This is a genomic window from Nannocystis sp. RBIL2 (genome assembly GCF_026626745.1).
Classification (GTDB): Bacteria; Myxococcota_A; Polyangia; order Nannocystales; family Nannocystaceae; genus Nannocystis.
In genome coordinates this window covers 3,416,396-3,430,434 of the sequence record NZ_JAPNJW010000002.1, presented here as the reverse complement: position 1 = coordinate 3,430,434, position 14,039 = coordinate 3,416,396, and the positions used below count along the sequence as shown (strand labels likewise).

The 14,039-nt window shown below is 71.3% G+C and carries 13 protein-coding genes; 3 read left to right on the top strand and 10 right to left on the bottom strand.

What is annotated here, in order from left to right; genetic code table 11:
* Window positions 1-144: 144 nt before the first annotated feature.
* Window positions 145-1,026 (top strand): hypothetical protein, encoded by an 882-nt coding sequence (locus OV090_RS38785; RefSeq protein WP_267709873.1) that lies wholly within the window; start codon window positions 145-147, stop codon window positions 1,024-1,026.
* An 88-nt stretch (window positions 1,027-1,114) separates the two neighbouring features.
* On the opposite strand, the gene OV090_RS38780 is transcribed toward OV090_RS38785, so the two are convergent.
* The 10 genes from OV090_RS38780 to OV090_RS38735 form a co-directional block, all read right to left on the bottom strand.
* Window positions 1,115-1,423 (bottom strand): hypothetical protein, encoded by a 309-nt coding sequence (locus tag OV090_RS38780; protein WP_267709872.1) that lies wholly within the window; start codon window positions 1,421-1,423, stop codon window positions 1,115-1,117.
* Window positions 1,424-1,637: 214 nt separating this feature from the next.
* On the bottom strand, window positions 1,638-2,453 hold the full coding sequence (locus OV090_RS38775; RefSeq protein ID WP_267709871.1) for a hypothetical protein: 816 nt from the start codon (window positions 2,451-2,453) through the stop codon (window positions 1,638-1,640).
* Window positions 2,454-2,648: 195 nt separating this feature from the next.
* Complete coding sequence (locus tag OV090_RS38770; protein WP_267709870.1) at window positions 2,649-4,538, bottom strand: BatD family protein; 1,890 nt, start codon at window positions 4,536-4,538, stop codon at window positions 2,649-2,651.
* A 194-nt stretch (window positions 4,539-4,732) separates the two neighbouring features.
* Window positions 4,733-5,584, bottom strand: a complete 852-nt coding sequence (locus tag OV090_RS38765; protein ID WP_267709869.1) for a hypothetical protein — start codon at window positions 5,582-5,584, stop codon at window positions 4,733-4,735.
* 4 nt (window positions 5,585-5,588) lie between these two features.
* Complete coding sequence (locus tag OV090_RS38760) at window positions 5,589-6,287, bottom strand: hypothetical protein (protein ID WP_267709868.1); 699 nt, start codon at window positions 6,285-6,287, stop codon at window positions 5,589-5,591.
* Between the two features lie 66 nt (window positions 6,288-6,353).
* Window positions 6,354-7,523, bottom strand: a complete 1,170-nt coding sequence (locus OV090_RS38755; RefSeq protein ID WP_267709867.1) for a VWA domain-containing protein — start codon at window positions 7,521-7,523, stop codon at window positions 6,354-6,356.
* Between the two features lie 310 nt (window positions 7,524-7,833).
* A complete protein-coding gene (locus tag OV090_RS38750) occupies window positions 7,834-8,889 on the bottom strand; it encodes a VWA domain-containing protein (RefSeq protein ID WP_267709866.1) in 1,056 nt (351 codons plus the stop codon).
* On the bottom strand, window positions 8,886-10,115 hold the full coding sequence (locus tag OV090_RS38745; protein WP_267709865.1) for a hypothetical protein: 1,230 nt from the start codon (window positions 10,113-10,115) through the stop codon (window positions 8,886-8,888). Before OV090_RS38745 ends, OV090_RS38750 begins: the two co-directional genes overlap by 4 nt.
* Window positions 10,112-11,089: a DUF58 domain-containing protein gene (locus tag OV090_RS38740; protein WP_267709864.1), complete on the bottom strand. Its 978-nt coding sequence runs from the start codon at window positions 11,087-11,089 to the stop codon at window positions 10,112-10,114. Before OV090_RS38740 ends, OV090_RS38745 begins: the two co-directional genes overlap by 4 nt.
* A gap of 8 nt (window positions 11,090-11,097) precedes the next feature.
* Window positions 11,098-12,105, bottom strand: coding sequence for a MoxR family ATPase (locus OV090_RS38735; RefSeq protein ID WP_267709863.1), 1,008 nt, complete (start codon window positions 12,103-12,105; stop codon window positions 11,098-11,100).
* A gap of 377 nt (window positions 12,106-12,482) precedes the next feature.
* Here OV090_RS38735 and OV090_RS38730 point away from each other — a divergent pair, with 377 nt between their 5' ends.
* Together OV090_RS38730 and OV090_RS38725 are read left to right on the top strand one after the other, a co-directional pair.
* Complete coding sequence (locus tag OV090_RS38730; protein WP_267709862.1) at window positions 12,483-12,929, top strand: hypothetical protein; 447 nt, start codon at window positions 12,483-12,485, stop codon at window positions 12,927-12,929.
* A 6-nt stretch (window positions 12,930-12,935) separates the two neighbouring features.
* On the top strand, window positions 12,936-14,000 hold the full coding sequence (locus tag OV090_RS38725; protein WP_267709861.1) for a trypsin-like peptidase domain-containing protein: 1,065 nt from the start codon (window positions 12,936-12,938) through the stop codon (window positions 13,998-14,000).
* Window positions 14,001-14,039 lie beyond the last annotated feature (39 nt).

Below are 14,039 nucleotides of genomic sequence, written 5' to 3'. Positions count from 1 at the left end.
GAGCATGGTTCATGGATGTCCTTTAGAACATGTTCGATAAGACATCATGCGGGGCGATGGCGCCGAGACCCCCAACGCGAGTTCGTGAGCGCCAACTCGGGTTGCTGCTTGCGCGGTGGCGCGGAGCGACTAGCCTGGCGAGCGATGATTCGAACGATCGGCGTATCGGCAATTCTCGGGTTCGTGACGCTGGGCTGCGGCCCGGAGGGGCACGGCGAGTCGAGCTCCGAAGCGAGCGACGTGGGCGGGACGAGCACCGGCGGCGCGAGTTCATCGACGACGACCGCGAGCGAGCCGACGAGCTCGAGCACTTCCTCGTCGACGACGGATGAGCCTGAGCCTGAGCCTGCGCCGGCGTGTGGTCCGCCGCCCGAGGGCGCCACCCTGGACATCACCCTCGACGGCGAGGTCCCGTTCACGCTCGGCGACGTGCGGTTCGACCAGGCCTGCGAGGTGGCCGAGGTCGAGGACGACGGCGCCGGGGGTTACGCGCTCGGCTTCGACTGTACCGACGAGATGGGACAGCCGGTCGTCCATACGCTGGCGCTGACGCTCGAACCTCCCGGCGTCGCGCCGGTGACGGTCGGTGAGGCGGTGCAGCTGCGGCTCCACAACGACAATCCGTTCTACGCCAATACCTTCCTCACCGTGCGAGATGCCGAGGGCGCGCCCTTGCTGGCGTTGTTGTCGGCCGAGGCGCTGCCAGACGCCTATACCGACGAGTACTGGTCAGAGTATTACCCGCAGTCCGACTTCTATGCGCCGCTCGTCTTCGACCGCGTCTGGCCCTGCGAGCCATCGTGCGAGTCGGGGCCGGATTCGTGTCCGTGTCGCCAGCGCGGGGCGGTGGATTTCACGCTCGGCGACGAGGTCGTCCGCGTATACGAGAGCAACCTCGGGCAGCTGGCAGCCGGGCAATTCGAGCTTCGGGTGCCGCGCTCCGGCGCGGTCTACTGGCAGAGTTGCCCGATGCCCACGGACACGACGTCGGCCTGGACCACCCTGCTCGTCACGAGGCAGCCATGAGCTCCTGCGTGGTGCGTCGAACTGGACAGAGGCCGCAGCGTCGCAGGCGGCTCACGTCGTCGCGGGGGTGGAGCGCCGCGGGCGGGGCTCAACCGCTGGCGGCGGTGACGGCGTGGTGCGAGGCGTCGAGGAAGGCCAGGCGATACACGGAGTTCTCGGTCTCGACGTACATCAGCCGGCGCTCGCGCACGTCCTCGCGGCCCTCGGTCTCGGCGGTGGTCAAGATTCGGCGGACCGCGGTGGTGACCATGCGACGTCCGTTGGGGTCGCGGAAGATCACCATGCCTCGCCCCACCATCGGCTCGCTGATCAGAAAGCCCTCGTACGGCTTCTTGATGGCGGTTGCGACCGACCCTTCACCGTTGCTGCGAATCTTGGTGGCGAGGACCGCGAGCACGACACGTTTACAGTATCGTGGCAGTGAAAAAACGCTACGCCCAATTTCGACCCGCGCGCGGCGGGCGACACGCGGAGCGCGCGGGCGGCAGGCGTTGCGCGGCTCGCTCCTCCACGGTTGTGCTCTGAGGGACCCACCCCATGCGTCGGTGTCGCGACGCGTGCGCTCGGACGGCTGTACGCACCGCGTCGGTGCGAGCGATAGCGCAAGAGCGTCACGGTTCGCTGGCCAGGCGTCGCGGCGGTGCTGCGAGTTCGCCGAGTCCGGACAGCGGGGCCCAACCTTCGAGGCCGCCGGGCAGACGGACGCGGCCCCAACCGGAGCCGCGCTCGACGAGGCTGAGGCGGCTCCCGCCCTGCACGGTGAAGACGGTCTTGCGGTGGATGCTCGGGCCTTCGCGGACCTCGAGCTTGGCCGGGAGGGCGATGGCTTGCGGCGCGCCGAGTTCGGTGCGCAGGGCGTAACCATGGAGGCCGCCGATCAGCAAGTAGAGCGCCGCAAGCACTGCGGCGAGGCCGGCGAGAGCGCTGCGGGCGGCCTCGCGATAGCGAGACCGGGCGATCCACAGCAGCAGGGCGAGCCAGCCGGCGACGACGGACAGCCAGCCGAACGCGGGCGAACGGAGGGCCGACAGGGCCGCGTCGCGCCACGTCTCGGGGCGATCGATCTGCAGGTTGGCGGCGGCGGCGGCGACTTCGGCTCGCTGGCGGACCACGCCGAGGTTGCGCCGCGCGGCCTCGGCGATGTCGACGCTGGCCTCGGCTTGCGGCTGGAGGGCGCGGCGGAGGTGATACGTGGCCGGGCCGAGCTCGCCGAGCTGCGCGTACGCGGTGCCGAGGTTGAACGACAGCGCCGCGCTGCGACCGGGGAGCAGCGCCTCGGCGTCCTCGTAGGCCCGCACGGCGCCCGCGTAGTCGCCGGCGGCGGCCAGGGCGTTGCCGCGCGCGAAGGCGTCGTCGACCACGTCGGCGCGGGCAGAGGTGGCCGAGAGCGCGAGCAGGGCGAAGATCGAGAGCGCGCGGATTCGCATGCGAGTCATGAGTTCGGTCGGGCGAGGCCGGGGCTGGTCGAGCGATGGGGGCGCGGAGGGGTGCTGACTTCGGGCGGGCGAGGGGGCAGGGTCAGGACGGCTCAGGCGGGCATCAGGAGACGGCAGGGCGGAGGCGGGCGAGGGGATCCGCAGGGGCCGGGTCGTGGCCGGTGGGGACGCTCACGGGCCGTGGGGTCACGCGGGGGGCCGGGTCGGCGAGCCCGGCTTCAAGGCCGTCGAGCTGGTCAGGAGCTCGCGCGTGGTTCGGAGCGCGGCTTCCCGTTCGCTGGCAGATTCGCCGCGGGCGCCGAAGCGGGCGGCGTCGCAGCGATCGAGCAGGTCGCGCAGGCGGTCGCAGTCGGCGGAGGAGACGCCCTTGCGCGCGAGCAGGGCCAGCAGGGCGTGACGGGGCAAGCCTTCGCCCTCGGAGCCGGCGCGTTCGACCGCCGCGGCTTGCAGCAGCTGGGCGAGGGCGGGGTAGAAGCCGTCGCCGGAGGCGAGGCCGCGTTCGGCCTGGGCCAGCAGCTCGCGCTGTCTGGTGGCCCGGGCGGCGGCGACCCGGCTGTGTTCGTCGGGGCCGAAGCGGCGCCACAGCGCGTTGGCGGCTGTCCCGAGAGCCAGGAGCACCGGCGCCCCGGCCATGGCCCAGCCCCAGCGAGAGGGCGTCAGCCACGAGGGCGAGGGCGTCGCGCGCGGGAGCGTGGCCGGCTCGGAGATCGGGGCCAGGATGCCCTCTTCCTCGGCGGCTGTCGGCGGGGGAGCAGCGTCGGTCGTCGGGGTCGGGGCGGCGTTGGGATCGCCGGCCACGGTGAGCTCGATCGGGGCGCTGGTGGCGGTCTGGTAGCTCGCCGTGGCCGGGTCGAAGTAGTGGAACGTGTGCGGGGGGACGGTCAGCTTGCCGCCGCGCTCGGGGATGACGAGGAACGCGTAGCGGCGCTCGCCGCCGAGCTGGGCCCCGGTCGTCACGTCGGTCTCGATCTTGGGCTCGTAACGGCGCAGGCCGGGCATCTCGGGCCAGGCGCCGGGGTCGATGACGCGGACGTTGCCGGTGCCCTGGATGGCGATGGTGAGCGTGAACGGCTCGCCGACCTTGATGTTGGTGCGGTCGGCCTGGGCGCGGATGGTGTAGACGCCGACGTTGTTGGGCGAGAAGCCGGGCGGGGCGCCGGCGGGCAGCGGCTTGACCTCGACGGTGACGGGCCGGCCGGTTATCCGGCGGCGCATGCCGATGCCGACTTCGGCGGGCGAGAGGGTGAGGGTGCCGGCGCGCTGGGGGAACAGGGCGCGGCGCAGGCCGGGGTGGACGCGGTAGGCGGTGTTGCCGACGACCGCCTGGCGCATCTGGCCCTGCGGCAGCTCCTCGCTCCAGAAGTCCTGAAAGCCCGGGAGCTGGCGCAGCTGGATCTGCAGGAAGGGCAGGCGCTCGTAGATCTCGAGGGTGTAGGTGAGCTGTTCGCCGACGAAGACGGTCGGCTTGTCGAGGCGAGTCCACAGGAAGATGTCGCCCTGCGGCTCGGTCGGGCCGTCGGCGGCCGCCGGGACCGGTTCGGTCGGCGCGGCTTGACCGGTGACCTCGATCGCCGGGGTCCGCGGCGGAGTCACCTTCGTCTTGCCCTCCATGATGTGGACCGGCAGCTCGATGCGCCCAGGCTTGCTGGCGATGAGGGTGTAGACGCTGGTCAGAGTGGTGCGGGTCGTCATGGTCGACCCGCGACCGGTGCCGAAGCTGAACGAGCTGCTTGTGCTGCGGTAGGTGGCCGGCATGCCCACGATCTGCAGACCGAGCGCGGCCAGGTCGGGCAGCACCGGCTCCGGGACCTCCGAGCCGCGCTCGCCCTCGCTGTCGACCTGGACGGTGAGCTCGAACGCCTCACCGACTTCGACCCGGTCGCGGTCGATCTCGGCGACGATGCGCGACTTGGTGTCGGCGTGAGCTGCCCTCGGGGACAGGTAGAGGCCGAGGCCGGCGGCGCCGGCGAGCTGCAGCAGACGCCGCCGGGCGAGGAGAGCGGGGCGAGCTGGCCGGAGGGACAGGGAAGTGGGATCTTTCGCGGCTGACGAGAGGGTGGCTGGTTTCAAGGACACGCGCGTAGGAGCGAAGGCGGATGTCTCTGGGGACAGGTCAAGAGACTGGACGATGGAGGACGCCGTGAGTCCGCAGGATGGCTTTGGGGACAGCTCGGGAGAAGGGGCGTGATGGGGCGCCGTGAGGCCGTGAGGATCCGATTCTGTCCGAGGGGACAGCCGAGCGGGCGAGGCTGGTCGGTGCGCTGCCACGGTCACCAGTCCTTCTCGACCCGGATCTGGCGTGCCGGGCGGTCGAGCTGGAAATTGTCCTCCGCGTCGAGCTGCTCGAGCGCCTTGTCGAGGTCGGCCTTGTCGAGCTGGGGCTGGGGCTGGGGCTGAGGCTGGGGCTGTTCGCCTTTCTCCTGCTTCTGCTCGTCCTGCTTCTGCTCGTCCTGCTTCTGCTCGTCTTGCTTCTGCTCGTCCTTTTTCTGCTCGTCCTGCTTCTGCTCGTCCTGCTTCTGCTCGTCCTGCTTCTGCTCGTCCTGCTTCTGCTCGTCCTTCTTCTCTTCGTCCTGCTTCTGCTCGTCCTTCTTCTCTTCGTCCTGCTTCTGCTCGTCCTTGTTCTCTTCGTCCTTGTTCTCTTCGTCCTTCTTCTCTTCCTCTTGCTTTTTCTTCTCCTCTTCCTCTTTCTGCTTCTTCTTCAGCAGGGCGAGTTCGAGGTTCCACTTGGCGTTGGCGTGGTCGGGCTTGGCCTTGAGGCACTTGATGTAGTGCTCGATGGCGGGGTCGAAGGCCTCGGCGTCGAGGTCGAGGTTGCCGAGCTCGTATTCGGAGCTGGCGTGGACGTCGGGGTGAGTGGACTCGGTGCCGCGCTCGAACGCCTTGCGGGCCTCGTCCTTGTCGCCCTTGGCGACGAGCGCCAGGCCGCGGTCGTAGAAGATCTCGGGACGCTCGCCGAGCTCGGCCTCGGCGGCGGCATAGGCCGTGAGGGCGGCCTCGTGGTCGCCGCTGTTGTAGGCGGCGATGCCGGCCTCGACGTCGCTGTTCTTGCCGGCGAGCGCCTCGGCGAGCCAGCCGGCGGCGAGCACGGCGGTGAGTAGCTTGCTGGTCGATACGAGCGGCACGGTCTCAGCGTCCTTTCTCGCGCGGCGGGGCGGCGGCGAGCAGTTCGCGGGTCGATACGAAGTCGTGACTGCATCGTCCCTCGCGCGGAGGGGCGGCGAGGCGTTCGCGGGTCGATACGAAGTCGTGACTGCATCGTCCCTCGCGCGGAGGGGCGGCGAGGCGTTCGCGGGTCGATACGAAGGTGTGACTGCATCGTCCCTCGCGCGGCGGGGCGGCGAGGCGGGTCGATGCGAAGTCGTGACTGCATCGTCTGTCGAGCGGCGCGGCGGCGAGGCGTTCGCGGGTCGATACGAAGTCGTGACTGCATCGTCCCTCGCGCGGTGGGGCGGCGAGGCGTTCGCGGGTCGATGCGAGGTCGTGAATGCGTCGTCCCTCGCGCGGCGGGGCGGCGAGGCGTTCGCGGGTCGATGCGAAGTCGTGACTGCGTCGTCCCTCGCGCGGCGGGGCGGCGAGGCGTTCGCGGGTCGATGCGAAGTCGTGAATGCGTCGTCCCTCGCGCGGCGAGGCAGCGAGGCGTTCGCGGGTCGATACGAAGTCGTGACTGCGTCGTCCCTCGCGCGGTGGGGCGGCGAGCAGTTCGCGGGTCGATGCGAAGTCGTGACTGCGTCGTCCCTCGCGCGGCGGGGCGGCGAGGGGTTCGCTAGTCGATACGAAGTCGTGAATGCGTCGTCCCTCGCGCGGCGCGGCGACGAGGGGCGACACGAAGGAGATGTCCGCGACGGGGCTCGTCGCGTGTGGCGACTGGCGGAGGGACCCGGGCTGCATCGATCAGGGCCCTTTCTTGCGCTCGGGGAGGGCGAGCGAGAGCGCGAGGAGGAGCAGCGCGGGGACGACGAGGAAGGCGTAGCCCTCCTCGCGGTGGGCGGTGACGGTGTCCTCGCGCTGGCCCTTGGAGAGGTCGCGGATCCACTCGGCCACCCTGTCGAGGCCGAACTTGTCGGGCTCGACGAGGACGTAGTCGCCGCCGGTGGTCTTGGCGATGTCCTTGAGGGTGGCCTCGTCGACGCGGGTCATGAGGTAGTTGCCCTGCTCGTCGGTGACGAAGCCGTCGGGGTTGCCCTCGGCGTCGAACTTCTGGATCGGCTCGCCGGACTTCGAGCCGATGCCGACGGCGTAGATCCGCACGCCCAGCTTGGCGGCCTCGGCGGCGACCTCGAGCGGACGCGAGACTGTGTCCTCGCCGTCGGTCAGGAGGATGACGACCTGATCGGACTCCGACGGCGGGATGTCCTCGACCGCCTTGCCGTCCTTGGTCGGGAACGACTTGGTGGGGCCGCCTTCGGGGCCGGCCGCGGCGGCACGGCGGGCGTCGATGAGGAAGGTGAGGGCGAGCTTGAGGGCCTTGCCGATCGCGGTGCCGCCGGGGTTCTCGGTGCGCGGGTCGGCCTTGTCGAGGTAGAGCTTGAGGACGCGGGCGTCGCGGCTGACCGGCAGGCCGCGCGCGGCGCCGGCGAACACGACCAAGCCGACGCGGTCGCCGCGGCGATCGGCCTCGTCGAGGAAGCGCTGCAGCTCGGCCGCGAGCCGCTCGCTGCGCGACGGGTACACGTCGCGGGCGAGCATCGACTTGCTGTAGTCGACGGCGAGCACGATGTCGAGGCCGGTGGCGGGGACGATGGTCGTCTCGCCGCCGTACTGCACGCGCAGGAGACCGGCGCAGAGCAGCAGGACGGAGAGCACGGAGACGACGGCGGCGACGACCCGGCTGGCGTGGTTGACGCTGCCGACGAGGCGCTCGACGAGGACGGGGCTGCCGAGGCTGGCGAAGCCGCGCCGGCGCTGACGGGCCGCCCAGATGTAGGCTGCAGCCGCCAGCGGGACCAGCACGAGCAGCCACAGCAGGTCCTCGCGGGCGATCACCACCTCTTCAAACAGGGTCAGGACGTCCTTCGCCTCGGCGTCCTGGGCGAGGTCGCGGAGCGCTTCTGCGGGGCTCATGCGCACCTCCGCGAGCGTTGCGAGGCGGGGCCGGACGGGCGCTGCCGCGGGCGGTGTTTGTTGTCAAAACCGTATGTCCCTGCGGACATGTCCGAGCAGGCATGTCGCGGCAGCGTCGGGCTCAGGGGCACTGGCGCGAGGAGGGCGCAGCAGCGCGCGAGGGGCTCGTGGCGGCATGGCCGTTCGCGCATGTCCTTTGGGGCATGTTGCTGGATTGCCGGGCTCAGGGGCTGGGTCCCGCGGGGTCGGCGGCGGCATGGCCGTTGGGACATGGCCGAGCGGGCATGTCCTTGGGGGCGGCTGGTCGGGCTCATGGGAACCTCCGCAGGCGGGTCGAGCGGAGCACGATGTCGAGCATGAGGAGGAGCAGGGCCGGCCACAGGACCAGGTGGAACAGCTGGGCGCGGATGTGTTCGCCGAGGATCGTCGAGCGATCGAGCTTGTTGAGCAGGTCCTGGAAGGTGGTGACGAGGGCCTGCTGGTCGACGGCGGTGTAGGCGTAGCCGCCGGTGGTGCTGGCGATCCGCTCGAGGCGGCCGGGGTCGATGGAGGCGGCCTGGCGGCCGATCAGGACGGTGTAGACGTGGACGCCGCGGTCGGCGGCCTCGCGCGCCATCGAGTCGGGGTCGACGCCCTCGGCGTTGTGGACGCCGTCGGTGAGGAGGACGACGACCTTGCTGTCGGCCTCGGACTCCTTGAGGCGGTTCAGCGCCTGGCCGAGGCCGGCGCCGATGGCCGTCTTGCTGCCGTCGATGCTGCCGAGCTGCAGGCGGCGCACGAGCTGGCGCAGGACGCCGTGGTCGACGGTCAGCGGCGAGACGGTGGTGGCGGTGGCCCCGAAGGCGACCATGCCGACGCGGTCGTGGCGGCGGCGGGCGATGAAGCTGTCGATGACGTCCTTGGCCGCCTCGAGGCGGTTCGGGTAGAGGTCGTCGGCCTCCATCGAGTCGGACAGGTCGAGCGCGACGACGATGTCGATGCCCTTGTGCTCGACGCGGTCGGTGGCGCGGCTCGATTCGGGGCGGGCCAGCGCGAGCGCCAGCAGGACCGCGGCGGCCAGTCGCAGGCCGTCGGGCAGGTGGGCCAGGCGCGCGGCCAGGCCGGGGCCGAGGCGGCGGGCCGAGGTCGCGCGCGAGAACTTGAGGGTGGCCGGGCGCGGCGAGACGACGCCGCGGATCACCACCGCCAGCAGCGGGATGAACGCGGCCAGCAGCCACCACGGCGAGGCGATGACGACGTGGCGCAGGTCGGCCCCGAGGTAGGCGGCGAGGCCCGCCAGCGTCAGGACGATGGCAAGCCCGGCGAAGCCGAGGATCGGCAGGAGGTTGCGCAGCACGGCGACGAGCCGCTGGGTGGAGGCGCTCACTCGTCCTCCTCCTTCTTGTACTTCGGCACCGGCTCGGTCGGGATGTCCGCCTCCGGGACCAGCTTCGGCGCTGCGGGCGAGGACATGTCCTTCACGACCTGTTCCTTGGGCCCTGTCTCGGAGGGCCTGTCCTTCGGAGCCTGGTCCTTGGGACCGGCGGGCGCGACCGGGGTGGTCGCCACGACCATGCCGCGGGCCTGCTCGACGGCGGCGGCGGCCTCGCTCGGCGGCGGGGCGAAGCGGGCGAACTTGACGAGGTCGCACTGCTGCAGGAAGCGGATCACCTCGGTCGGCTTGAGCGGCGCGATCGCGGCCTCGGAGCGGAGCAGGGCGGCCCGTAGCTCGTCGGTGGTGCGCTCGAGCGCGTCGATGCCGAAGCGACCCTCGAGGTAGCCCTTGAGGATCTCGGTGAGCATGAGGTAGTGCAGCTGGAACTCGCCGCGGCCGGCGTAGTCGGCCTCGCGCAGGCGATCGAGCGCGCGCAGGGCCACGCGGTCGGCCGGCTCGGGCGGCGGCAGGACGACGGGGCGCGGCCGCCGGCGCCAGCGCAGCCACAGCAGCGCCGACACGAAGCCGGCCACCAGCGCGCCGGCGGTGAAGTAGATCGCGGTCTCGGCGGTGTTGTTGGGGTACTCGAGCGAGATCGGCGGGTCCTCGCCCTGGCGCTTGGGCTCGGCCTCGTTGGCGAGCAGGGCGGTGACGCTGAAGCTGTGCGAGGGGACCTGGGCGGTCTGCACCGCGCCGTCGGGGGCGACGTAGGTGATCGGGAAGCTCGGGGTCTTGGCCTCGCCGACGCCAAAGTGTTGGATCGTGAAGGTGAAGACCTTGCGCAGGCCCTGGCCGGTGCTCTCGGGCTCGCTCTCCTCGACCGAGACCAGGTGCAGCGGGTCGAGCTTGAGCCCGAGCGGGACATTGACCGCGAAGCCGGTCGGGTAGGCGACGGTGACCTCGAGCTCGAGGAGGTCGCCGATCTGCGACGGGTCGGGGGTGACGCGCGCGCTGATCGCCACCGGGCTGTCGGTGGCTGGCGCTGAGGACATGTCCTCGGAGGCAGGTTCGCCGATCGGCGCGGCGGGGACCGGGGCGACGCTCGGCGCAGGCCCAGGCGGGAGCGCCGGCGGAGGCGCGGGGATCGGCGCAGACGGGTCCGCGGGCGCAGGCTCGGGCGCGGCGGCCTGGCCGAGCAGGGCGGCGAACAGGAGAGCGTGGGCAAGGGACAACGTCACCGGCGCATCCTCCGGGCCCTACGGGCGAAGAAGTTGACGAGCGGCTGCTGCCAGTTGTCGCCGCAGCGGATCGACATGCTGTCGAGGCTGAGCTTGCGCAGCATCTGGTCGAGGCGCGCGCGCTCGGACTCGACCCGCTGGCGGTAGTTCTTGGCCCGCCGCGGGCTGAGGTCGAGGAAGCTGTCGCCGCCGAGGCCGAGCAGCTCGAGGTCCTCGAGGGCGACGAGGCCGAGGGCCGGCAGCTCGAGCTCTAACGGGTCCTCGACGCGGATCGGGATCAGGTCGTGGCGCCGGCGCACCATCTTGAGCGCGTGCTCGAAGGCGCGGGCGGCGTCGGGCGCGTCGTCGGGGACGGCGTCGACGAAGTCGCTGATCAGGATGGCGACGGTGTGGCGCTGGCCGAGCCGCGCGAGGTACTCGAGGCCGCTGGCGACCCGGGTGGCCCGGCTCTGCGGGACGTGCGTCAGCACCTGCTGCACGACCGCGAGCACGTGCTTGCGACCGCTGCGCGGCGGGACGAACACCTCGACGCTGTCGGTGAAGCCGATCAGGCCGACGCGGTCGTTGTTGCGGATCGCCGAGAAGGCGAAGGTGGCGGCCAGGCGGGCGACGAGCTGGCGCTTGTCGTAGTCGCGCGAGCCGAGGTCGAGGCTGCCCGACATGTCGACCACGAGCATGACGGTGAGCTCGCGCTCCTCGGTGAACAGCTTGACGTGCGGCTCACCGGTGCGCGCGGTGACGTTCCAGTCGATCGCGCGCACGTCGTCGCCGGGGGTGTAGGCGCGGACCTCGGAGAAGGCGACGCCCTGGCCCTTGAACACCGACTGGTAGGAGCCGGCGAGGTGCTGGTTGACGAGCCGCGAGGTCTGGATCTCGATGCGACGGATCTCGCGCAGGAGCTGGGTGGTGCGCTCCTTCGCGGCCTCGGCGTCGCTCCGGCTCGGCGGCGACTTATCGGCGGACGGGCGGGCCATGGCGGCGGTTACGGGACCTGCACGTGCTCGAGGATTGCCCGCACGACCTCCTCGACGGTCTTGCCCTCGGCCTCGGCCTCGTACGAGAGGATGATGCGGTGGCGCAGGATGTCGGGCGCGACGGCCTTGATGTCCTCGGGGCTGACGTAGCCGCGGTGGCGCATGAAGGCGTGGGCCCGCGCGGCCTGGAACAGGGCGATGGTGGCGCGCGGCGAGGCGCCGAAGTCGATGAACGGGGCCAGCTTCTCGAGGCCGACGGCGCCGGGCGTGCGGGTGGCGGCGACGACGTCGACGATGTACTTCTGGACCGGTTGCTCGACGATCATGCGGTCCATGGTCTGCTGGACCTTGGCGATGTCGTCGGGGCCGATGACCGGCTGGATCTCGACCTTGGCGGTGCTGGCGGCGCCGCCGATCCGCTGCATGATCTGCAGCTCCTGCTCGGCGGTCGGGTAGCCGACCTTGATCTTGAACATGAAGCGGTCGAGCTGGGCCTCGGGCAGCGTGTAGGTGCCCTCCTGCTCGATCGGGTTCTGCGTGGCGAGCACCAGGAACGGCTTCGGCAGCGGGTAGCTGGTGTCGCCGATCGTCACCTGGCGCTCGGCCATCGCCTCGAGCAGCGCGCTCTGGACCTTGGCCGGGGCGCGGTTGATCTCGTCGGCGAGCAGCAAATTGGTGAAGACCGGGCCCTTGCGGTTGGTGAAGCTGCCGGTCTGGTGGTTGTAGATGACGGTGCCGAGGACGTCGGAGGGCAGCAGGTCGGGCGTGAACTGGACCCGCTTGAACTCCATGTGAAGGCAGCGCGCGAGGGTGCTGACGGTCAGCGTCTTGGCCAGACCCGGGGCGCCCTCGAGCAGCACGTGCCCGTGGCACAGGAGGCCCATGAAGACGCGCTCGATCATCTCGTCCTGGCCGACGATGACCTTGTGGACCTCGGTCATGAGGCGCTCGACGAAGGCGCTCTCGCGCTCGACGAGGTCGTTGATCACGCGGATGTCGTAGGCTCCTACACTCATGGCTGTCGCTTGATGGGTACGCGGTGGTGGGGAGGCAAGGGGGTCGCGGCGGGCGGCGCGATCCGTGGGGCGCCGGATCTATACGCCCGGCCGCCTACCACGCAAAGTGGTGGGTTATTTCCCGGTCTGCGGGCCCTGAGGACCGTGCTGCGCGAGCTCCGGACCTGGAGCGGGCCGTGGAATTTCGGTGCCTCGCGCTGCCTCGCGGACGCCGCACGGCCGCTCCTGGGACCCGCCGGGGCGTGAGGTCGGAGTCACGCGCGGCCGGGGTTTCGCCGAAAAATCCGCGGATGGCCGGCGAGCAGACCGGCGGCCGCGCACCGGCGCGCGCGCGCCGGTTTGACGGACGGCGGCCGGTGTTCTAAAAGGGCCGCCGCATGGTTGCCCCGCGCCAGCTCGAACGGCTCTTCGACCTCCGCACCGTCCGCCGCAACATCCGCGGTGGGCTCATCACCAAGGAACGCTACGAGGAGTGGCTCAAGACCCTCCCGGACGCGGCCGACAACGTCGCAACGGTGAGCTTCGAGGACGAGGACCGCGAGGCCCGTCGCGCTTCGCCGCGGTTCCCCGTGATTTCTCCCACGCGTCCGCTGGTCAGCGCGCCGTTCGACGACGACGACGACGACGACGACTACGACGATGAGGACGAGGACGTCGACGGCGACGAGGCCGCCAGCGAGGCTGACGAGGCCGACGAGGCCGACGAGGCCGCGAGCGAGCCCGCGAGCGAGGCCGCAAGCGAGCCCGCGAGCGAGCCCGCCGGCGAGCCCGAGGCCCCCGCGGGCGACTCGAACGACGCGGGCGACGCGGGCGACGAGGGCTGAGCGCCCGTGTTCGCGCGAGTGGTCGTCGGGCTGGTCGCGCTCGTCGGGTGTCGACCGCTCGACGACGAGGCGCCGCCGCCACCTGTCCCTTCCGCCAGCCAAAAGGCCGAGCCGACGCCGACCCCGCCGCCGGGGCGACCGCCGCGCTCGGCCGCGCTGCCTGACTTCGCGGCGGTGACCGAACAGATCGCCCCGTCGGTGGTCAGCGTGATCTGCACGCTGCCGCAGGCGACCGGCCGCCCGAAGCGCGGGGTCGGCAGCGGCACGATCGTGCGCGCCGACGGGCTGGTGGTGACGAACGCTCACGTCGTGCCGATCACCGCCAGCGCGATCGACGTCGAGTACGCGAATCAGGAGCGGGTGCGGGCGCAGGTGATCCACCGCGAGCCGCTGCTCGACCTGGCGGTGATCGCCCCCGATCCGCCGCGCGTCGACCAGGCGCCGGTGGTGTTCCGCGAGCGACCGGTGCGCCCGGGCGAGTGGGTGCTGGCGGTCGGCCACCCGTTCGGCCTCGGCGACACCGTGACCGTCGGCGTGGTCTCGGGCCTGGGGCGCGACTGGGTCGACGTCGGCAAGCCGGAAGATCTACCGCAGGACGGCTTCTTCAGCTTCGTGCAGACCGACGCGTCGATCAACACCGGCAGCTCGGGCGGGCCGATCGTCGACCTGCGCGGCGAGGTGCTGGGGATCGCCACCGCCGTCCGCGGCGAGGGCACCGGGATCGGCTTCGCAGTGCCGGCGCCGATGGTCCGCCGCTACCTCGAAGAGGTGCTGACGCACGGCCGCTTCCGCCGCGTGCGCCTCGGCCTGCGCGCCGTCGACGACGACGAGTTCCCCGGGCGCATGGCGACCGTCAAGGTGACGCGCGTCGAGGCGGCGGGCCCGGGCGCCAAGGCCGGCCTGCAGGTCGACGACTTCATCCTGTCGGTCGCCGGCCGCCCGGTCAGCCGCGTGTCCGAGGTCGCCTACCTGACGCAGCTGATCGGCGTCGACGGGCCGATCGAGCTGCAGGTCCAGCGCGCCGGCGAGCCGCTGCGCTCGGTCACGCTGGCGCCCGTCGAGGGGCTGTGACCGCAGGGACATGCTCGAAGGGGCATGTTTTGAAGAACA